Origin of the sequence: Mesomycoplasma flocculare ATCC 27399 (genome assembly GCF_000815065.1) — a bacterium.
Lineage (GTDB): Bacteria > Bacillota_I > Bacilli_A > Mycoplasmatales > Metamycoplasmataceae > Mesomycoplasma > Mesomycoplasma flocculare.
Genome location: NZ_CP007585.1, coordinates 155,192 through 177,254, shown reverse-complemented (window position 1 = coordinate 177,254; position 22,063 = coordinate 155,192). Strand labels below are relative to the sequence as shown.

Annotated in this window: 18 protein-coding genes; 3 read left to right on the top strand and 15 right to left on the bottom strand. The window is 28.5% G+C overall.

Annotated elements, in window-relative coordinates:
- Positions 1–24: 24 nt before the first annotated feature.
- The 3 genes from MYF_RS00745 to deoC all read right to left on the bottom strand — a co-directional run bounded on the left by MYF_RS00745 (position 25) and on the right by deoC (position 2,087).
- Positions 25–723, bottom strand: coding sequence for an MPN527 family putative ECF transporter permease subunit (locus MYF_RS00745; RefSeq protein WP_002557624.1), 699 nt, complete (start codon positions 721–723; stop codon positions 25–27).
- A 2-nt stretch (positions 724–725) separates the two neighbouring features.
- Entirely contained in the window at positions 726–1,340 is a 615-nt protein-coding gene (gene upp, locus MYF_RS00740; protein WP_002557623.1) for a uracil phosphoribosyltransferase, read from the bottom strand.
- Positions 1,341–1,421: 81 nt separating this feature from the next.
- Positions 1,422–2,087 carry a deoxyribose-phosphate aldolase gene (gene deoC / locus MYF_RS00735; RefSeq protein ID WP_002557622.1) on the bottom strand — a complete coding sequence of 222 codons (666 nt, stop codon included), beginning with the start codon at positions 2,085–2,087 and terminating at the stop codon, positions 1,422–1,424.
- Between the two features lie 326 nt (positions 2,088–2,413).
- Here deoC and gyrA point away from each other — a divergent pair, with 326 nt between their 5' ends.
- Positions 2,414–4,984, top strand: coding sequence for a DNA gyrase subunit A (gene gyrA / locus MYF_RS00730; protein WP_002557621.1), 2,571 nt, complete (start codon positions 2,414–2,416; stop codon positions 4,982–4,984).
- 96 nt (positions 4,985–5,080) lie between these two features.
- Here gyrA and msrB read toward each other — a convergent pair whose 3' ends face one another.
- The 7 genes from msrB to pyrH form a co-directional block, all read right to left on the bottom strand.
- Positions 5,081–5,515 (bottom strand): peptide-methionine (R)-S-oxide reductase MsrB, encoded by a 435-nt coding sequence (gene msrB / locus MYF_RS00725; RefSeq protein WP_002557620.1) that lies wholly within the window; start codon positions 5,513–5,515, stop codon positions 5,081–5,083.
- An 88-nt stretch (positions 5,516–5,603) separates the two neighbouring features.
- Positions 5,604–5,933 carry a hypothetical protein gene (locus MYF_RS00720; protein ID WP_144245598.1) on the bottom strand — a complete coding sequence of 110 codons (330 nt, stop codon included), beginning with the start codon at positions 5,931–5,933 and terminating at the stop codon, positions 5,604–5,606.
- Between the two features lie 365 nt (positions 5,934–6,298).
- A complete protein-coding gene (locus tag MYF_RS00715; RefSeq protein WP_002557618.1) occupies positions 6,299–7,588 on the bottom strand; it encodes a glucose-6-phosphate isomerase in 1,290 nt (429 codons plus the stop codon).
- A 119-nt stretch (positions 7,589–7,707) separates the two neighbouring features.
- Positions 7,708–12,120: a PolC-type DNA polymerase III gene (locus tag MYF_RS00710; protein WP_039387516.1), complete on the bottom strand. Its 4,413-nt coding sequence runs from the start codon at positions 12,118–12,120 to the stop codon at positions 7,708–7,710.
- Positions 12,121–12,146: 26 nt separating this feature from the next.
- Positions 12,147–13,073 (bottom strand): phosphatidate cytidylyltransferase, encoded by a 927-nt coding sequence (locus tag MYF_RS00705; protein ID WP_002557615.1) that lies wholly within the window; start codon positions 13,071–13,073, stop codon positions 12,147–12,149.
- 2 nt (positions 13,074–13,075) lie between these two features.
- Positions 13,076–13,636, bottom strand: a complete 561-nt coding sequence (locus MYF_RS00700; RefSeq protein WP_002557614.1) for a ribosome-recycling factor — start codon at positions 13,634–13,636, stop codon at positions 13,076–13,078.
- Positions 13,637–13,638: 2 nt separating this feature from the next.
- Positions 13,639–14,349: a UMP kinase gene (gene pyrH / locus MYF_RS00695; protein WP_002557613.1), complete on the bottom strand. Its 711-nt coding sequence runs from the start codon at positions 14,347–14,349 to the stop codon at positions 13,639–13,641.
- A gap of 159 nt (positions 14,350–14,508) precedes the next feature.
- On the opposite strand from pyrH, the gene MYF_RS00690 reads away from it, so the two are divergent.
- Together MYF_RS00690 and MYF_RS00685 are read left to right on the top strand one after the other, a co-directional pair.
- Positions 14,509–15,849: a hypothetical protein gene (locus MYF_RS00690; protein WP_039387514.1), complete on the top strand. Its 1,341-nt coding sequence runs from the start codon at positions 14,509–14,511 to the stop codon at positions 15,847–15,849.
- Positions 15,850–15,906: 57 nt separating this feature from the next.
- Positions 15,907–16,434 (top strand): tRNA threonylcarbamoyladenosine biosynthesis protein TsaB, encoded by a 528-nt coding sequence (locus MYF_RS00685; protein WP_002557611.1) that lies wholly within the window; start codon positions 15,907–15,909, stop codon positions 16,432–16,434.
- Between the two features lie 12 nt (positions 16,435–16,446).
- On the opposite strand, the gene MYF_RS00680 is transcribed toward MYF_RS00685, so the two are convergent.
- The 5 genes from MYF_RS00680 to MYF_RS00660 form a co-directional block, all read right to left on the bottom strand.
- Positions 16,447–17,283, bottom strand: a complete 837-nt coding sequence (locus tag MYF_RS00680; RefSeq protein WP_002557610.1) for a leucine-rich repeat domain-containing protein — start codon at positions 17,281–17,283, stop codon at positions 16,447–16,449.
- 71 nt (positions 17,284–17,354) lie between these two features.
- Complete coding sequence (locus MYF_RS00675; protein WP_002557609.1) at positions 17,355–19,070, bottom strand: type 2 periplasmic-binding domain-containing protein; 1,716 nt, start codon at positions 19,068–19,070, stop codon at positions 17,355–17,357.
- Positions 19,055–19,879, bottom strand: a complete 825-nt coding sequence (locus tag MYF_RS00670; protein ID WP_002557608.1) for an ABC transporter permease — start codon at positions 19,877–19,879, stop codon at positions 19,055–19,057. Before MYF_RS00670 ends, MYF_RS00675 begins: the two co-directional genes overlap by 16 nt.
- Positions 19,872–20,732, bottom strand: coding sequence for an ABC transporter permease (locus tag MYF_RS00665; RefSeq protein WP_002557607.1), 861 nt, complete (start codon positions 20,730–20,732; stop codon positions 19,872–19,874). The genes MYF_RS00670 and MYF_RS00665 overlap by 8 nt, the downstream gene beginning before the upstream one ends.
- Positions 20,719–22,053: an ABC transporter ATP-binding protein gene (locus MYF_RS00660; RefSeq protein ID WP_002557606.1), complete on the bottom strand. Its 1,335-nt coding sequence runs from the start codon at positions 22,051–22,053 to the stop codon at positions 20,719–20,721. Before MYF_RS00660 ends, MYF_RS00665 begins: the two co-directional genes overlap by 14 nt.
- Between the last annotated feature and the right edge of the window lie 10 nt (positions 22,054–22,063).

Here is a 22,063-nt window from a genome sequence, read left to right as displayed (position 1 = left end):
ATTAAGTATATAAAAATTCATAGTTTAATTTTTTATTTTTTTTTGTAAAAAATGATCGACAATTATATAAATTGGTAGTGCTAAAAATGATTCAAGAGAAAAATTGGTTAAATTAAAAATAGGAAAAACGCTTCAAATAAAAGTTCAATAAGAAAGCTTTAAACCCCCAGTTAATTTTTTGCTAATATCGTCTCATTTTTCAATCGCTGATAATAAGGAAAACGAGTCTGTTAATTTATACAGCCTTAAATAAACGGGTGTGAATAAAATTCCGTTTAAATAAGTCATTAAAAATGAGGTAACTAATACAGCCAAAATTAACGCTAAGACAATAATTGTTTTTGGTCTTTGTCAATTAATGAAAATTTTTTTAATTAAAAACTGGAAAAATAAGAAACTAAAAATATAAACACACGATGCAAAAAACAAAATAAAATGACCAAAATAAATGATATCAATTCCACCAAAACGGTTAAAAATTAGTCAAGGGCCAATTCAAAATCGAATTAAAAGACAACAAAATCCAATTCAAAAACCAGAAATTAAGATAATTGGAATAAAAAAAAGTGTTGAAAGATCAACTTTTAAACCAAGATTTTGAAAAAGCGGCCAACTAAAATAATTATGCGAAAAGATGAAAAAAATTAAAGAAAGCGCAAATAAAATTCCGGCAACCGATAATTTAAAATTTAAATTAGAACGCCAAAAAATTGAATTCGACATATTTAAGCACCAAAGAATCGGTCGCCGGCATCACCAATTCCAGGAATTATATAACCTTTTTTGTTTAATTTTTCATCTTTTTGACAATAAAATATTGTCACATTTGGATATTGTTGCCTAATTTTGTCAATCCCTTCTTGAACTGTTAAAATTGTGGCAATCATTATTTTTTGGAACCCTTTTTGCACAAGAATTTCGATTGCTGCGCTTAAGGAATTTCCAGTTGCTAAAATTGGGTCTAAAATAATGGCAACAGAATCGGCATCAGGGTTTTGTAAATTTTGAAAATAAGTCTGAACTGAAAAGTCTAAATTTCGTTTTAACCATAAAGGCGCAATTTTTGCATCAGAAACTAACTCTAAAAACGGCTCAAGCATTCCAAAACCAGCACGTAAAATCGGGGTAAAAACAACTTGTGTTGTAATTTTTTTTCCAAAAAATTTCTCATTTAGCACTGATATTGACACAAATTCTTCAGTTTCTAATTTTTCTAGTACTGGGAAAGCAAGTAATGTTGATATTTTCTTAACAGAATTACGGAAATCATTTAATGTTGTTATTTGCCTTATTTTTGCAATTTCACTTGCAATCAAAGGGTGATCAACTCTTATTTCCATAATAATTACTCCTTTAAAATTGGTTTACAGGACAATTTTTATTCGCTAGATAAATTATAATATAAATTTAAAAGCCCGAAATTAATATTCATTTTTTTTATCTTTTAAACCATTTATAATGCTAACAGATTTTGAGGTACCAAAACGGGTCGCTCCTAATTTATAAAAGGCTTCCATATCGCTAAAATTAGAAATTCCCCCTGCGGCCTTAATTGCTAATTTCTCACTTTTGTTTTCATTTATAATTTCAAGATCTTGAAAAGTTGCACCACGATAGGAAAATCCTGTTGATGTTTTGATAAAATCAGCATTTGTAGAACTAATTACTTTTGTTGCATTTGCAATTTCGCTAGGCGATAAAAGTGCAGTTTCGATAATAACTTTCAATATTTTATCACCTATTTCTTTTTTTATTTGGTTAATTTCGTTTATGATAAACTGAAAATCTTTTTCTTTGAATTTACCAATATTCATTACCATGTCAATTTCGTCAGCTCCATGTGCAATTGCGAGCGCAGCTTCTTTTTGTTTAATTGCGCTGATTTGATTTCCTAAAGGAAAGCCAATTACAGTTACAATTTTAATATTTGTCTTTTCTAGTTCTTTTTTTGCAAGCCTAACCCAAACTGGCGCGATACAAATTGCGCCAAAATTATAAGTTTTTGCCTCCTGAATTAAAGTTTTTATATCGCTAGAAGTCGCTTGTGGTTTTAAAAGTGTATGATCAATTATACTGTTAAAATTCATAGATTTTTCCTTTAACTCATTTTAAAAACTAGCAAAAGTTGTCCTAATTTTATCATATTTTTTTAAATTTTAAAAAAATTTTACAGTTTAAAATTACTTAATTTATAGTAAAAAATTTTATTATTATTCAGATTCAAAAACAATTTTCATTTTTTAAAAAAGATCATATTATCTTGTTTTGGTTTTTTAGAATAGCTAAAATTGAAAAAACACTTGATTAAAAACAGAAATTGATCTCATAAAAGCTATATAAATTTTTATATTAACCGCACTAAAAAATGGTATAATTTTTAAATTACTAGACGTTCTAATAAAAAGGAATCACGATGCTCGGGGAAAAAGAAAAAGATAGTCAAAATTTTGATGAAAACAATGTTGATTTTGAAACAAACGCAGAAAATAATGAGGAAATCGAAATCGACGAAGAAAATTATGTCTATGAAATTAAACCAACAGTTTTAAAAACAATAACAGACAATATTTTGCCAATTAAAATTGAAGATGAAATGAAATCATCATTTCTTGATTATTCAATGTCTGTCATTGTTTCGCGCGCACTCCCTGATGTTCGCGATGGTTTAAAACCGGTGCACCGTCGAATTTTATATACAATGGCTGAACTAGGAATTACATCAGGAACAAGCTATAAAAAATCTGCAAGAATTGTTGGTGATGTTCTTGGAAAATACCACCCACATGGTGATGCTTCTGTTTATGAATCAATGGTGCGAATGGCGCAACCTTTTTCTTTACGTTATCCTTTAATTGATGGTCATGGAAATTTTGGCTCAATTGATGGCGATGAGGCAGCAGCAATGCGTTATACCGAAGCTCGCCTTGCGAAAATTTCTAATAAAATGATTGAAGGGCTTAAAAAAAACACCGTTAATTTCAGGCCTAATTATGATTCTAGTGAAGTTGAGCCTGAAGTTTTGCCTGCAAAATTTCCTAATTTATTAGTATCAGGAGTTTCTGGAATTGCGGTTGGGATGATGACAAAAATTCCGCCGCATAATTTAATAGAAATTATTAATTCTTTTATTATTTTTGCCAAAAATCCAGAAATTGATATTAACAATTTAATTGCATCTCTTCCAGGACCAGATTTTCCAACGGGTGCAACAATTTATGGCAAAAACGGCATAAATCAAGCTTATCTGACTGGAAAAGGCTCTTTTTTAATAAGGGCAAAAGCAAAAATTGAACAGCTTAATTCTGGCAAGTCACGAATTATTTTCTACGAAATTCCTTATGAGGTAAAAAAACCAACAATTATTGAAAAAGTTGCTTTTTTAGTTAAAAATAAAAAGATTTTAGGGATTAAAGATGTTCGTGACGAAAGTACGCGACACGGAATTCGTGTTGTCTTCGATATAAAAAAAGGTTTTAACCCTGAAATCATCCTTAATAAACTCTATCATAGCACGGATTTACAAATTAGTTATTCTATAAATATGCTAGCACTTGTCAAAGGTGTACCAAAATTAATGAATTTAGCACAAATTTTTTCGTATTATCTTGAACACCAAAAGGAAATAAATCTTCGCTCACTGAATTTTGATCTTGAAAAAGCAGCAGATAAATTAAATGTCTTACTTGGTATTAAAATTGCAATTGAAAACATTGACAAGGTAATCGAAATAATAAAAGCATCAAAATCCGATCAGAGCGCACAAGAAAAATTAGCAAATATTTTTGCCTTAAATCCGGGTCAAACAAAAGCGATAATTGAAATGCGACTTGGAAGGCTAACTTCATTGGCAATTGAAAAATTAGTTACTGAAATTGAAGATTTAAAAATTGAGATTAATGAAATTAAAGCAATTATTGAATCACCAAATAAATTAATTGAACTAATTATTGAACAACACAAAAATGTTTCTGAACAATTCGGCGACCAAAGAAGATCGGAAATTATTGCAGAAATTAGTTATTTAGATGAAGAAGATTTAATAACTGATGAGCAAGTAATTATTTCATTAACGCAAAATAATTACGTAAAAAGGATTCCTTTAGAAGAATATCGCTTGCAAAATCGCGGTGGCGTTGGCACTTTAGCTTCAAATCATTACAAAGATGATGAACTAAAATCTCTGTACATAACAAATACTCTCAGTGATCTTTTAATAATTTCATCCAATGCAAAAATTTTTAAATTACGCGCTCACCAAATTCCTGATAGTTCAAAGCAAGGCAAAGGAATCCCGTTTTTAAATCTGATCAGGTTAGAAAAAAATGAAAATATTTCTAGTTTAATTCCTTGAAATCAAGACTATGAAAATCACTGACTAATTACAGTTTCCGCTTTTGGAAATATCAAAAAAACAGAACTTAATGCTTTCTGCAACATTCCAAAAAAAGGGAAAATTGCCCTAAAAATGGTGGAAAATGACTATTTAGTTTCAGCTTTTATCATCCCTGATAATCCGAATATTAACATTTTAATTGCATCATCTCAAGGTCTTGTCAATCGTTGACCAATAAAATTACTGCGAAAAACCGGCCGTATTTCAATAGGCGTTAAAGGAATTAGCCTTGAAAAAGGCCACAAAATAATTGGGGCTTGTTTTACTTACGGCGATGATTTTGTCTTTAGTCTTAGCAAAAATGGTTTTGGAAAAAAAACAGCTGTAAGCGAATACCGAGTTACAGGAAGACTTACAAAAGGCCTTATTAGTATTGACTCAACAAAAGCTGGAAATCTGGTTTTTGTCTCAACAATAAAAAATAATCAAGAAGCCATAATAACTACAAAAAAAGGCTTTGCGATTAGAATTGATCTTGATATGGTACCGATAATTAGCAGGAGAACTAAGGGTGTAAAATTAATTAAACTCAAAAAAGACGATGAAATTACATCAGTTAGCTTAATCAAAAAAAGCGAAAATAAAAATTAAGAACCTAAAAATCAATCTAAAACTAGGCAAATTATATCAAAACTTTTTAGGCGCTTAATTTTTTTAAAATTCGCTTATACTTTATTAATAAAAAATCTATTTTTGTTCAAAAAATTTCAAAAGATGTCCCAAATTATGTGCTTTTAATTCTGATTTGGGAATAAATTGAAGTGCTGCTGAATTTATACAATAGCGTCTTCCGCCATTTTTTTTGGGACCGTCATTGAAAACATGGCCTAAATGGGAATCTGCTTTTTTCGAACGGACCTCAATTCTAGTTACAGGCATGCTAAAATCGAGAACCTCAACTATATCATTTTCATTGATTGGTTTTCAAAATGAAGGCCAACCTGAACCTGAATCATACTTATTTAGCGACAAAAAAAGCGGGCTACCATCAACAACATCAACATAAACTCCTTCCTGATAATTATCATTATAAAGATTTTCAAAAGGTGGTTCAGTAAAATTTTCTTGTGTTACTTTATATTGCAGTTCATTTAAATGTAAAAACTTTTTATTTTTCTTCATTTTTGCCCTCCTTAAATTGGAAAAATTAAATTATTCTATAAATTTAAAGGTTTTCTAAAAATTTAAATATAAAATTAAAGAAAAATTTCTAATCTAATACTTGGTAATCAAGGTTTAGCAATTCTTCTTTGTGATTATGGCGCAATGACAAAATATTTGCGACAATTATGTTAGCATAACTAATGAAACATCCAATAATAGAAAGTGTTTTTATACTTGAAAGTTTTGTTAATAATAAATGATTATGTCGTATACCTAAAGTACCGGTGAGCTCGCCTATTTTAACAATATAAACAATTAATAAAATTCGACTTGTAATAGTTAGTAAAATTCGAATAACTAAAAGTATTGCTGCAGCAATCCATCCGATTTCCGCGTTCTTTTTTATCTTGTCAAAAGTTGATCCCTGAAAAAACATAAAAAAAAGCGAAATAAACACAAAAATTCCTATTATAAATTTTACTGCACGAAGAATTAAGTGGGTAATTGCGTGATTTCTAACCAATGATAATATTTGTTTTTTTTCGTTTAAATACATAATGAAAATTATATCATATCTTAACAAGGCTAAGAATGCGTTTTTTTCGCGGGGAAAAATTAAGTTTTCTGTTAAGTTTTATATAAAAAGTTAAATATAAAAAAGTAAAAATAACATTTTATTTTTAATTTCAAACAATAAAGTTTGTAAATTTTTAAAACTAGCCAAAAAAATCTTAATTTCAGCAGATTTGAATATTCTGTTAATAATTTTTAATTTATAAAAAAGTAAGAAAAATTTAGAAACTAGTTATTTCAACCTAAATTTTTTTTCAATTCCTTTTTATAACTTTCAACTCCCGGCTGATCAAAGGGATTAACGCCAAGCAAATAAGCCGACATTGCACAAGCCTTTTCAAAAAACATTACTAGATGACCGAAAGATTTTGCCGAACTATCTTTAATTTGTAGTAACAAATTTGGGTTATTCCCCTCTTTGGAATGAGCCAACGTAGTTGCTAAAAATGCTTGATAATTGATTTTACTTACTGTTTTTCCTGAAAGTGTATTAATTTTTGAGTCAAATTGGACAACTTTTTTAATTTCAAGATCAAATTTTGGTTTTTCAATATAAATAACAGTTTGGAAAAAATTTTTACTCCCTTCTTGAATAAATTGGCCAAGAGAGTGCAAATCTGTTGTAAAAATTGCCGAAGTTGGAAAAATTCCTTTAAGATTTTTTCCCTCAGATTCACCAAAAAGTTGTTTTCATCACTCGTTAAAATACAGCATAAAAGGTTCATAAGCAATTAGAATTTCCATTTTATAATTGAACTTTTTATAAAGTAAAAATCGAAAAAGAGCGTATTTATAAGCGTAATTTTCCGATATTGAGCTGGTTGAATATTTTGTATGAGCATCTTTTGCCCCTTGAATAATTTCATGAACATTAATATTTACAAAAATTAACGGGAAAAAGCTAACTGATGACAAAACGCTAAAACGACCACCAATTGATTCAATGACCTCAAAAATTTCAAAACTATTAGCTTTTGCGATTTCTAAAAGCTCGCCTGATTTTATACTAGTTGTTACAAAAACTCTTGTTTTTGCTTGTTTTTCGCCAATTTGATTAACTAAAAATTGATATAAAATTTGAAAGGTAAGCGCTGGTTCTATCGTTGATCCTGATTTAGAAATAACATTGATAGCAAAGTTTTTTGTTTTTAGATAGTCGATTTTTTGGTGTAAATCTGTAGAAGAAAGCGAATTCCCTAAAAAAATAACTTCAGGCCTTTTTTTAAAAGGGCCTAATCCTAGAATAAAATCAATAGCTGCTTTTGCTCCCAAATAGGAACCTCCAATTCCAATAACAACTAAAATATTTATAGAATTTTTGTGTAAATTTTCCACTATATTTTTCATTTTTTCAATTTCGGAAAAGTTTATAGCAATATCAGGAAATTGATTTCAACCCAAATAATTAATATCAGGACTATTCTTATTGTTGATTCTGTCATGAAATTCAGTAATTTTTTCTTCGAAATCTTGATAGTTTAGCTTTAGTTTTGTTTTAATTTCTAAATTTAGACTCATTTTCTCTCCTTTTAGGCAAGTTTATATAAAACTTGCAATAATTTTTTAAGGCCAATTTTATTTAAAAATTATCCTAAAATTCAATAATTTTACTGCTCTTTGTTTGTCTTTTTAATATTTTATTCAAACAAATTTACCTGAGCTTTTTTTGAAATGTTATCGAAAACTCCTAATTCCTTAAGTTTTTTCATGGAGGTCTTATTAGTTTCTGTTCGGAATTCAAAATCCTCAATTGATGAAAAAGGTCTTAAATTACGCGCTTGAACAATTTTTCTCGCATTAATATCGCCAATGCCATCAACGGCAATAAAAGGCGGAATTAAGGAGTTATTTTCCTTATTAACAATTCATTTTTGCGAATCTGATTTTTCAAGATTTACCTTTTCAATTTCAAATCCCCGGGCTTTAAGCTCCAAACTAATTTCTAAAAATGGTATTAAGTCTTTCTCTTTTGGGCTGAGTTGCTGTAAACCTTTTTGGGTGGAAAGTTTTTTTGAATTAAGCAAATTAATTTTTTGAGCAATTTTTATAGCAGGTTGAATCAAGGTATCAATATCTTTGACATCAGGCCTTATTGAAAAATAAGAAGAATAGAATGCAAGAGGGTGATAAAGTTTAAAATAAGCAATTTTTCAGGCTTTCATCGCATAAGCAACTGCGTGTGCTTTTGGAAACAAATAACCAATTTTTTGCAATGATTCAATATACCAAATTGGAACTTTTTGTCCCATTAAAAGTTTTATATCTGATTCGTCAAGTCCTTTTCCTTTTCTTACATTTTCCATAATATTAAAAGCTTTGCGATGCTCAACATTTTTTTTCAAAAGATAGATCATAATATCGTCCCGACAAGAAATTACATCATGAATTAAGTGCTTTTTTGAGGTTATTAGTGCTTGCGCATTATCCTGCCATACTCCGGTTCCGTGTGCTAAACCACAAATTGCAAAAATGTCAGCAAATGATTTAACATTTGCACTTTGGAGCATTTTTCGGACAAACGGGGTTCCGAATTCAGGAATACCAATTGTGCCAGTAATCTCGCCAAGAATTTGCTGCGGCTTTATTCCTAATTCCTTACAGGAACTAAAAAGGGATAAGATTTTAGGGTCGCTTTTGGGGATTTGGTCTGATTTTATTTTTGTTAATTCTTCTAAATGGAGCAAAATTGTTGGATCATCATGTCCTAAAATGTCCAGTTTTAATAGGTTATCATGAAGTGCGTTATAATCAAAATGTGTTGTTTTTCAGTCAGATTTTTCATTGTTAGCCGGAAAATTAATTGGTGTAAAATCCTCAATTTCTTGATTTTGAGGGATTACAATAATTCCTCCCGCATGTTTTCCAGATGTTCTTTTGACTCCTTGAGCTTTTGTTGCTAAAAAATCAAGAAAAGAATTTGTAAAATAAGAAACCTCATGATTAATATCAAATTTTGGATCAAGCCGCGCACGAAACTCACCTAATTTACGCGCTAAGCCAAAGACAGTTTTTTCCGCATTTGTTAGAATTGTGCCCGCTCTAAATGTTTTATCAATTCCGAATAAATCGCGAACAAAATCATGCATTTTTAATTGTGTCTCTCCTGAAAAATTAAGATCAATATCTGGGACTTTTTCGGCATTAAATCCTAAAAAAGTCTCAAATGGGATATTGTGCCCGTCTTTGTCCATTCTGTAATTGCAATTTTCACAATTTTTATCTGGCAAATCAAAACCAGATAAAAATTGTTCAGATTCAGAGAATTCCACTTTATGACAATTATTACATAAATAATGAGCTAAAAGTGGGTTAACATCAGTAATCCCTATTAGAAAAGCAACAAATGATGAGCCAACTGACCCACGTGAGTCAACAATTGCCCCTTGTGCTTTTGCTTCTTGTACAATGCGTTTGGAAATTCAGTAAACAACATGAAATCCGTGGTTAATTATTGGTTCAAGTTCATTTTTAATTCTTTTATCGATTAATTCAGGCAAATAATTTCCGTATTTTTCATATGCCTTTTCATAGACGAACTCTTTTAGCTTAGTTTCTGATTTATCAAAAGTTGGTGGGTATAAGCCAGCTTTGATAATTTGAATATCAGGGACTATTAAATTTGCAATTATATTCGAATTTTTAACAACAATTTCATCAATTAATTCAGAATTTTCTAAAAATTCGAATTGTTTTTTTAACTCATCAGTTGTAAAAAAATGTTTTTCAGGAAAAATGTGACTGTTTTTAAAATCTTCTCTTTCTTTTTCACGGGTATCAAATAAAACATGATTTATGCCACCGACTGCTTTTGCATAAATATAAAGTTCATAAAAAATTTTTTCCTTTGGCAGACAATAGCGAACATCGCCAATTGCAACAGCAGGAATTTTAAGTTCTCTTGCTAAAGCTATTAATTTTTGTATTACATCTTCAATTTGCTCTTGACTAAAAATTCCTCTTTTTACCAAATGAATAAAAGCGATAGGAGGAGGAATTTCAATAAAATCAAAAATTTGTGAAAAACTGTTAACTTTTTCAGGGCCAAAATATAACAATGTTTGAATCAAAAGTGATTCTGGGCCACCAGAACCCACTAATAAATCAGGGTCTTTTTCTAGTCGATCGTAAAAAATTAATGGTCGCGAAATTAAATTTTCGGTATTTGCAAGCGAGACTAATTTGTATAATTTTTTAATACCTCTTTGATTTTTTGCGATTATGGTAAGTTGTTTGGGGAAAACTTTTTCTGGTCGAAGTTCAAAAATTGAACTTTTTATATTAGAAAGCGTTTCTAAATCATAGACATTTTGTTTTCCGAGCAGGTTTAAAAAATTTATTCAAATTGATGTTAAAATTTTTGCATCATAATCCGCACGGTGGGCAATTTCATCATCATATTGGATTTCAAGTCTTTTTGCGATATTTTTAAGACTGTGACTTTTTTCATTTGGACTTAAAAATCGGCTTACTTCAAGTGTGTCAATAATTGAGTTTTTTAAAGTTTTTTTTAAATGTTTTTTAAAAAATTGTTGTAAAAAACTAAAATCGAATGTCGCATTATGAGCCACTAAAACCCCGTTTTTAATTATATTGTCAATTTTTTTTATTGCTGTTTCTTGGGAAACCCCGTTTTCATCAATCATTTTTTGTGTTATACCGGTAATTTTTGTAATTACTTCAGGTATATTTTTTGATGGTTTGATAAAAAACTGGTGCTTTTCAATTTCAATTCCATTTTGAAAAACAATTGCCCCGAATTCAATAATTTCATTATAATAAGCGGAAAGTCCGGTTGTTTCTAAGTCTAAAATAACAAATTTCGCCGCTTTTAAATTATGATTTTCGCCATTAAAATTAATAACTTTTTCTATTTTTGAATGATAAACTGAAAAAGTCGAACCATAAATTGGCTTGATTTTAGTTGCCTTAACAGCATTATAAAATTCAGGAAATGCCTGAACTGAATCAAGATCAGCAATTCCAATTGCTGAATAACCATTTCTTAGTGCATGTTCTACATATTGATTAGCACTTGAAATTCCGTCCATTGTTGTTTTTCAAGTTCGCGCAGAAATTTCAACTCTTTTTATTTTTGCATTATCTATTTCTTCGTCTGGGAAAAATTTTGAAGTTTTGATCTTAGTAATATCGTGCAAATCCAAATCTACGTTAAATTTAAAACGAGATACCGTGTCCTTTATTTGCGCTTTTACATTTACTAAATCACCAACTTTAAAATTGTGGCTTTGATTTTTCCGCAAAAACTTACTAACACTAACAGCTTCAGTATAATCATGATTATTTAGGTGAATTTTTAAAACTATGCCCCCACTTTTAGTTTTTATTGGGTTAATTTTATAAATTCGAGCATCAAATTGTACATTTGGATTTTTATGCGAACGAATAAATTTCAATTCTATAAATTCAAAATTGCTTATTCTAGTCTTTTTTCACTTATTAGTTTGTATAGATTCGTGTTCAATAGATTTTGAAATGGCGTTAAGATCTAAATCTAATTTATCTTCAAGTAATTGTTTTTCTTCAAGTATAAAATCAACATCAAGGTGAATTAGTCCAAAATATTTAATCATTTCCTTGATTTTTTTCTGATGTTGATTTAAAAAATTAAAATCTTTTTTATCTGAAAAAATAATTTTAAAACGTGAATCGCCAGCTCTTATAATTTCCTTATTATTAAAAAAATCTATATTTTTCGAAATAATTTTCATTATTCCGTTTAAATATTCTAATAATTCGTTATCATTAAAGTAATTTTGCTCGATTTCAAAATCAAATATAATCTTACAACTAAAAAGTTTAGGTTTTCTGTTTATTTCTTCAAGTTTTCTGTTTATTTCTTCAATTAAATTAGTAAATGCATACAAATCTTTAAATTTAGGAAGTCTAGTTTTTCTAAATATTGCAGAAAATTCTGTATCATTATTTATAACCGAGTTTTCCTTCTTATCATGTTCTTTAATTAGAACATCGTCTCAATCATAGGGATTTTGTCAGTTTATTATTTGTGAAAATTTTTTAAACGGATTCATGAACACTCTCGTTTACATCTAAAAAATTATGCTGTTGTAATTATGATAATTGAAAATGTTAAAAAAACAAAGGAAATTGAATCAAACCGATCAAAAAGACCGCCATGACATTTGATAATTTGTGAAAAATCCTTTATTTTTAAGTATCTTTTTACAACTGAGAAAAAAGCATCGCCTGTAATTGACCCGAGCGGCAAAAGGAAAATAGACAAAATTTTAAATGGTAAATACGCGCTTATTTTAATATTAAGATCTAAATTTAATAAAACTAAAAAAACTAGAATTGAACTGAAAACAAAAGAAAAAATAAAACCTTCAATGGACTTATTTGGCGAAAAATTAAAATTTTTTTTAAAAAATTTTTTACCTAAAATTAAGCCAAAAATATAACCAAAAGTGTCACTAATTATTGCAATTGAAATCAAAAAAATAACTAAAAATACGTTAAAAGTGTTTAAAATCCACAAAAATCTAAAAAAGAAACTCGCTACGTAAATTATACTAAATTTTAATAACGAACCAATTAAAAATTTGTGTTTTTTTTCTATTTTATCATCAAAAAAACTAACTACTACAGTAAGTGTTAAAATGAAAAAAATATGATAATCTAAAAATTGGTTTTTAATCAAATAAAGAACCAAATTTCAGTCAAAATTTGTTTCTGGCGAAAAATTAATATCAATTATCTCTTTTTTTGCAGGAACAGAAAATAAAAAAACACCAAAAAAAGATAGCAAAACCGCAAAAAATTTTTTGACTTGAAAATGGGAAAAAATCTCAAAAAGACTATAAAATAAGAACAAGTTTAAAAAAATAAACGAAACTATTCGGCCTCAAAAAACAAAATAATAACCAATAAATAAAATTGGTAAAAATATTACCAAAAATAAAATAGAATATAAAAACCGATAAGAAAAATCTGTAGGCAAAGGTTTTGGGTAAGTTGCCCGCATTTTTAAATAGTCTGAATTTCGTGAACTTTTTTATCAAAAAGTTCGTCAATTTTTTCTATTTGTGAGTTTATATTTTTCTGAACTTGATTGAGATAATCTTTTTCAAGATCTTCAGAAAACTCTTCTTTTTTTATTAATTTATTAACATCTTGACGAATCAGTCGCATTCTTACTTTTGCCTCTTCGTGAATTTTTTTTAGCTGACTCACACTTTCTTGTCTTTTTTGTTGTGTTGGTTCGGGAAAAATTAGGCGTACTTGATTAGCTTCCTTTTGAACTTGTGCATCAATTTTTGATGCAACAATTGTACTTGCTATTTCTTTAACAATCTTAATCTCGTAGGGTTTTACCAAAAGCTGAAGTGGGGCTGGCGCAGAAATTGCGGCAATTTCATTAATTGGTGTTAAAACATCGTAAAAATTTACTTTTATATGAGAAATCAATTGTGGATTTGGTGCTCCAATAGTTACTTTTTGAAAACTTTTTTCAAGGAAAATAAAAACATCCTTGCTTTTTTTTTCTAAAATTTCTTTATAAAAATTGAATTCAATTTCAGTTTTCAAATCTAATAGACCTCCGTATGTTTAATTTGTCCTTTTATTAATTTAGAAATGCTATTTTTTTCCTTAATATCAAAAATTAACAATCTAATTTTGTTATCACGTGCCATTGAAAAAGCGGTTGAATCCATAACTTTAAGGTTTTTTTCAATAACTTGATCATAACTAATTTTATCATATCTAACCGCATTTGGGTTAATATTTGGATCAGAATCAAAAATTCCATTGACATTATTTTTTCCGACCAAAATAATGTCAGCTCTCATTTCGGAAGCAAAAAGTGTTGCAGCACTATCAGTTGTAAAAAATGGTCGCCCAGTTCCGCCAACAAAAATTAAAACATTACCATCAGATAAGTATTTTATTGCTTTTTCTCTTACAAAATACTCGCAAATTCGTGGATCTAAACTCATTGATGACAAAACACGGGTTTTAATTCCAAGATCACGGAAAACTGACTCAAGTGCGAGACCATTCATTATAGTCCCAAGCATGCCAATATAATCTGCAGTATTGCGGTCTATGCCGTTTTTAGCAGCTGAAGTTCCGCGTCAGAAATTCCCGCCACCGATCACAATTAAAATCTTATGCCCTAAATTCTGTATCTCTTTGAGCTGAAAACCAATTTCTCGCACAAGTTCATAATCAATTGCAAGCGATTTTTGTTTATTAGCAAGACTTTCACCAGAAAGTTTAATGAGAATAGTTGAATTCATGTTAGCCCTAAAAGTTTCTTTAATTATACTTTATTTTATGAATAATTTTTATTAAAAATAGAAAATTTTAGGAAAAAGTTACTGATTTTACTTTTTTTAAGAAAAATGTTCAAATAAATTTAAATATATATGAAAAACAAGAAAAGGGAAAATAAGAAAATGAAAAAAATGTTCATGTTATTGGCAAGTTCTGGTTTGTTAATTTTGAACCCTTTTTTTATTTTTAGTCAAAAAGGGCCAGTATTGTCTAATCCTTTAGATCTTAATTTTAATTTTAAAGAATTGGCAAAAAAATTAAATTTTGACAAAAATTTAAACCAGTTAAATAGAAACGTCAAAGTTGGTGTTTTAATCGAAGAAAATGGAAAAGACAATAACACAAACTATAATAATTTACAGTCAATTTTTCAATTTTTTTCCCCAAATTCGGAACTAGTTGTCTATCGTTTTAAAACAAAAGAACAATGACTAAATGGACTTAAACATTTTGAAACCGTCGGGATTGAGATGCTGTTACATCTATATAAAGAAGAAAGAACGTTTTTAAACGGTTTATTTCAAAATGGTTATGATCAAATTAAATTTGGGGATTTTCTTGATCTTTGAAGTGGAAAAACAGGAATTATAAGCTTTTTTGATGGAAGTAAAATTCCTGGGGATGAAATTAATAGTAATTTTAGTTTTTTTGCCAAAACAGATGATCGATTTAAAACGAATAACCAAATTCTTAGTCACACGAAAATTTTTGGAGATGGTTTTGGAGCAGTAAAATCAAACCATTTTATTGTTCCTGAACTAAAATTTAGTTATCAATTAAGCTCACATTCATCAAACATTGAATTTTATTCTTCCTTTCTTCTAGCTGCGCTTTTCAGCCATCTTTCATCCAGTTTTGATAGCTATGAAAGTCTAAAAGAAAGAAATCTTAAAATGATGACCGCTCTTTCCTTAACAGCTTCGCCTTCAGAAAATAGTAATTTAGGTTTTAACGGTTCTCATTCAAATGAAGGTTTTGGTTTTATAAATTATAGAGATGCACATTCAACTTTGGAACAAGGAAATTACTTATACAATAAATTTGACGGTAACGAGTATACATCAAATCCTTTTGAGCTAAGAAAAGGACAAAAATTTTCCGCTATAGTTTTTCATGATAAATTTTCAGAAAAAGAGGTAAAAGGGGAATACTTATCAGGATTTATGGGCTTTTTTTATAATATTAGCAAAAACATAAGAGACAGTTTTAGCGCGCTTTTTAATGGCCGACCTAATTTCAAGTTAAACGATTTTGATATTTCAATTGAAATTTACCGAGGAGGATGACAAAAAATAATTGATGCAAACTCGAAAATTAGCCCTTATGATAAAATAAGTTTTAACGCATTTGAGAATGGGCAATACCGGATAAAAGTTTCAAATGTAAACTTTCTAATTAACAAACCGGGTAAATACTTTCTTGCTTGAAGAAGATATGCCCCACCACAATACAATTTAGATTAGAAAATTCCGGATTTTAAAACATTTTAAATATTTTTGTATTAAAATTTCTTAGATATTATGAATTTTTTTATTGACACAACAGGCAAATTTTTAGCGCTTGCTGTTTTTGACAAACATTTTAAACTAATTGATTCTCAAATTAGTGAAATAAAAAATAAGGCGGACCATTTACCTGAGCTAGTAAGCAAAATTCTATTTAAAAATAACTTAAAAATCACGGAATTTACAGCTTTTTTTATTAATTTAGGCCCAGGAAATTTTACGGGTTGTAGAATAGGCCTAACCTTTTTTAGAACATTTGCACAGATAAGAAAAAAAGAGCTATGAACTTGTTCATCTTTTAGCTTGCTTTCTTTTAGAGTAAACGAAAATAAACAATATTTTATCGACTATAGCGAGAAATCACAGTTTAGCGCTTTTGCAAAAAATGGAAAAATAACATCTGAAATTTTTGAAATTAAGGAAAAATTTGAAAAAGGCAGCGAAATAAACTATAACTTAATATTTTTAAATTTTGGCGAAGCGAAAAAATTATTTAAAAAAGAAAATGATTTAATTAATATTTTTCCTTTATATATAAAATAAAAATATTAAAAATTAAGAAAAAATATTTTCAAGTTTGCTATTTTTTGGGAGATTTTCAATACCTACTTCGGTTTTAATAACATTATCTTTAAAAACAGAATTTCTAATTATGATTGGTTTAGAATTTATATTAAATTTTACCTTTTCAATTTGATTTGACTCAAAACTTCCTGGGAAAATTTCAACTAAATTTGAATTTGCTGAAAAATCAAGTTCTTTAATTTTGTTATCAAAAAAAGCACCAGTTTGAATTTCTTCTAATTTTTTGGCTTGCGAAAAATCTACCTGTTCTAATTGATTTTTCGCAAAAGCTTGTTTTCCGATTGACTTGATTGATGGCGGTAGAACAAGAGTTTTTACATTATTCCCTTGAAATGCAAAATTTCCAATTTTTTGAAGTTTGTTTGCTTTTGAAAAATCAAGTTCAAGAATCTTTTCGCATTTAGTTAAATTTGCGCTATCAACGTAAAAAGCATAATCTTCAATTTCAATAAGTGAATCAGGGAAAATTATTTTGGATAAAAAGTAAAAATTTATTTTTTCGCCATTAGATTTACTGCTTTTTGAATCATTCGTGTTTTTTTCATCTAGACTTTGGGCATTTAATTTTTGGTAAAATCGTGATTTTAAACTAAAAAAAGCTGATTTTTCGAGCTTTTCAATCCTAGAAGTTGATAAGTCTAATGTAAATGACTTTGTTTTTTCATCAATTTTTACATATGGTGATGCTTCTTTATTTTCGCCTGTTAAAAGTTTTTCTGCTTGTGTAACTGTCTCGCCGCAAGAAAAAAAGACAATTACAGGCGAAAAAATAAAGATAATCTTTAAAAATTTTCTAATTTTTAGCATAAGAAAAATTTTACAATAATTAAGAAAAAATTTGTAAAATTTAAATATTTTAATTAAACAAGAAAAAATTGTTAATTTTTTATTTTTAGATTATAATAAGTTCGAATTTGTGAGGCTAATTGTTCATCAATTGGTCTCAGAAAAGTATAATTTATTGAATAAAGGCCTTCATCAACATTATCCTTTGTTGGCATATTTCCATATAAAGTTTGTTGTTTTTGTTGGGAAAGATACATATTTAGCGCTCGAAGTGAAGTTTTTTCAAAAATTTCTGATTTTATTTTGCTGAAACGCAAATCATTTAAATCAGTGATAATTTTATTATTTTCATCAATAAATACTAAAATATTCTCGCCTTCTTTGCTTGATCGAACAGTTGCAAGTGCATTATTAAAATAAAATTTTTTGAAAAATTCAAATGATTTTCTAAATGTTGGTGTATAATTTATAAAATCAAAATTTGCCAAAACTGGTAGTAGATTATAGTCAAATTTAAAACCCTTGCCCTTTTTATTCTCAAATTTTTCTGTTTCTGGATTTAGCTGATAGGAAAATTCGACTTCGGTTTTAACAGCATCAATCAGTTCATCAAATTCGAGTTCTTCACCTTTAAAAATTCCTTGATAAAGTGTGTTATAAACTTTATTTGTTAATTCTGGCGATGTATTTTTTAAGATAATTCAACCGTCTAAAAGTGTTAAATTGTTTTTTGGGCGGATAATTGCTATTGTGTTTTCGTCTTCAAGCTCAGCATAATTATCTTTAGAATAATGGGCATCAAGAGAGTCTCCGTTATATAATAATCCAACATCTTGCTTCAAAGAAGGGTCAATTACTGAATTTACTAAATCAAGTCCTGATGTTTTAAAAACGTTGTGTTGAAGGTTAAAATAATCAAAACCAGAAATTTCTGTAACATAGTTAATAAATCCATCAACTAAAGATTTATAGTTTTTTTCGGTAATAATTGTTCCATATTGATTTATTTTTTCACTGCCAATTAATAAATTATCGCGCATAGCTTCGGTTCATTCAAAAAAACTATACCCATTTTTACGTAGTGTTTTTCCGATACCAACTAGTGATTGGTCTTGAAATTTTAGTCCTTTTTCCTGAATTGCCTTGCGAAATTCTGGAGTTCAATTTTTCTGGAACTCGCGTAAATTTACTCTTTTTCCATTTTTTTCATAATCACCAATTGTGTAGACAACAACCTTGTCTTGAGTAAAATAAGGAATAAAAAACTCTCAAAAACGGTCTTTTATTCCGTCATTATCAATATCTAAATCTTTTTTAGGATCATCTGCTTGTTTCATAAATTGGTCGTATTTATCGATATGTTCAACAATTTCAGGACGAAAAATTTGTTCAAAAGCTTTTCTTTTTTTATTAATATATTCTTGTTTTTGAAAAAGAGATAAATCATAATAATTCTTAGGTTTTTCAAAAACTTTTGTAAGTTGTCAATTTGGGAAAAGTTTTGAATAGTCTATTTTTTGCAACATTCCTTTTTGCGCTAAACGCGCAATTTGGAAATCCGAACCAACACCTGCAATTGTGCGATTATCCTCGATTGCTCGAGTAAATTCATAAACACTACCAAATTCACGATAATTAAAATTTATATTTATAAAATTACGGCCTTGATCAGAAATATATGATTCAAAATTATAAATAACGGGTTTAAAAGGAAACTGTGATTTTAAAAAAGATGCAATAAAAACAGTACTAATTAAAGAAATTCCAAATGATATTTTTAAAAAAAAGCGCGCTAAGTTTTGTTTCATTTTTTTTCCTTTTTATTTTTGTAATAAATTCAGACAAAATTGGAAATAATGGCAAAAAATAGCATAATTGTTCCTAACATTAGCGCTCAAGTTTTAAATGTGCCTTGATATAAAAGAGTTCCAACTGTTTGGGCATTGGACGTAATTTTTGTGATAATAAAATCATCAAAAGATAAAAAAACTACAATAAAAAAAGTAGAAATTATTGCTGGTAACATATGTTTTAAATAAATTAAAAATCAGGCTTTTATTTTTGAATAGCCTAAATCTTGTGCAGCTTCATATAAATTAAGCGAGAATTTTTCACTTTTTGGGAATAAAAGCAGAATTCCGTAAGGAAGAGTCATAACAATATGTGAAATAACGGCGCGGTACAATCCTTCATGAGCAGCTGACAATGAACCAAATAAAATCGCTAAAATTGTAGCAAGCGCAACTGCAGTAATCACATCTGGATTAATTAACGGAATATTTGATGTTAAAATAACATAAGTTTTTGCTGTTTTATTTTTTTGACGTCAGAGGGCAAAAACTGTCAAAAGCGAGAGAAAAACGACAATAATAGCTGTAAAAAAAGCAATAATTACTGAATTAATAAAGGCTGAAACAAAATTTTCATCTGCAAATTTTTCAAAAGCATGTAATGAAAATTTATTTATAGTAGTTGAGACAAAACCTTTTTTTGAAGGCGCATTAAAAGCAAAAATTGCGCCCACTATTATCGGAATATAAAAAATAATAATTAAAAATCAAACATATGATTTTTTCAAAATTTCATGTTTTTGAAAAAAATCAATTATTTTAGTCATACTTAAATCCTTTTATTTTCATAATAATAATTGGTATAAAATGAATTAATGTATAAATTCCAATAAAAACAAAAAGCGTCACTAAAACAAGTGAAGAAACTCGCGCTAAATCAAAAGGATTAGCTGTATTTGCTGAATTATTTATCAAATTTCCAATTAATTGATTTTGCGAACCATTTGGCAAAAGTTTATCTGAGATAACAATTGAAGTTGATGCCATCAAAAAAACAAGCGCAAAACCCGAACTAATTGCACGAAAACTATAAGGAATAACTACTTTGATTAGAACTCAAAATTTCGAATAACCTAAATCTGTGCCTGCCTCAAGTAAATTTTTCGGCATATCGCGTAAAATTGTATAAAGCGGCAACAGCATAAAAGGAAAATTCAAAAAAATTAGACCAAGAATCATAAAATAGTTATTATTTAACTCACTTTCATCAAAAAGTGACAAAAATAAAGCGCGAATTGCAAAAACTTTTGCAATTGTGAAAATAATTAAAGGCGACACTATTAAAGAAAGCGCATAAATTTTGAATATTTTTGATTTTGAAGTAGCTACAAAAAAAGCATATGGAAATGCTAAAATCAAACAAACAAAAGCGCAAACTAAACCCACAAAAATTGAACGAGCAATAATTTGTCATGTAGTTTTTTCCTTAATTAATAAATAATTATCAAAACTTTGACCTTGAGTCGAAAGCGGACTTACTGATTTTATAAAAAGTAAAATTAGTGGAATAATTATTAAAATCAGTGAAAAAAATGCATAAGGAATAGCGAGGCTGATGCGTAGATTTAAATTTTTGTTAAAATTTTTATAAAATTTTCTAAAGAATTTAAACAGACTCATTTTCTATCTCCATTAAATGTATTGCATCATCGTCTCATTTTAGAAAAACTTCACTTTCAAGCTCATAAAAATCATTAGTCTCAACGTTAATTATTTTATTTTCCACTTTTATATCAAGTCAATAATATGAACCCTTATAAATATTTTGGATAACTTTTCCTTTAAAATAGCCCGAACTTAGGTCAATATCAATGTCTTCGGGTCGAATTAGTGCATCTAATTTTTGATTTTTTTGGAATTCATCATGAATTGTATATAAAGGATAACCAAGAATTTCCACTTGATTTTTTTTAAGAAATTTTGCCTCAAAAAAATTAGAATCACCAATGAAATTAGCCACCCATTTATTTATGGGGTAGTCGTAAATTTGTTTAGGTTCATCATATTGGGCAATTTTTCCGTTTCTGATTATTGCAATTTTATCTGATAATTGTAGTGCTTCGTCTTGATCATGAGTGACAAAAATGAAGGTTAATCCAAGTTTTTGTTGTATTTTTTTGAGAAAAACTTGCATTTTTTGTCGAATTTTTGCATCTAATGCAGATAAAGGCTCATCTAATAAAACAATTTCTGGCTCAATGACAAGCGATCTTGCCAAGGCAACTCTTTGTTTCATCCCACCCGATAATTCCGAAATTGCCCGATTTTCATTACCACTTAACCCAACAAGTTCAATAATATCAGTGATTTCCTTGTTAATTTCGGTCTTGGATATTTTTCGTGTAAGATATTTTTTTTCAAAACTTTCTGATTTTAAAAAAACATAATTTTCTCAATTTGAATATTTAAAATCAGAATTATCTAATTTATCTTGTAATTTCTTGCGTTTTTTCTCATCAAGGCCAGAATTTTCAAGCTGTTTTTCTAAAGCGGCCTGTAAAATATTTAATTCTGAAATTTTTTTATTTTGTTTTGTTTGCCATTTTCTCTTTAAATCACTAAATTTTTTTCAAACTGAATCGGGAATTTCTGATTTGCTTTTCCTGATGCGTTTTAATTTGAGGCCAAATTCAATATTCCCCCTGACCGATAAATGTGGAAAAAGCGCATAGTCCTGAAAAATTGTGGCTGTATCTCGCTTATGTGCAGGAACGTCTTTAATATCAACATCATTAAACTTAATTTCGCCTCTTGTTGTTCACTCAAAGCCGCCAATAAGTCTTAGAATTGTGGTTTTTCCCGAACCTGAAGGGCCTAAAAGAGTAACAAAATCTCCACGTTTAATGTCCAAATTTATTTGATTTAAAACTTTTTTATCACCAAATTCTTTCTCAACATCAACAAGCGAAATAATTATTTCGCTTTTTTCAATATTATTCATTATTTAAATT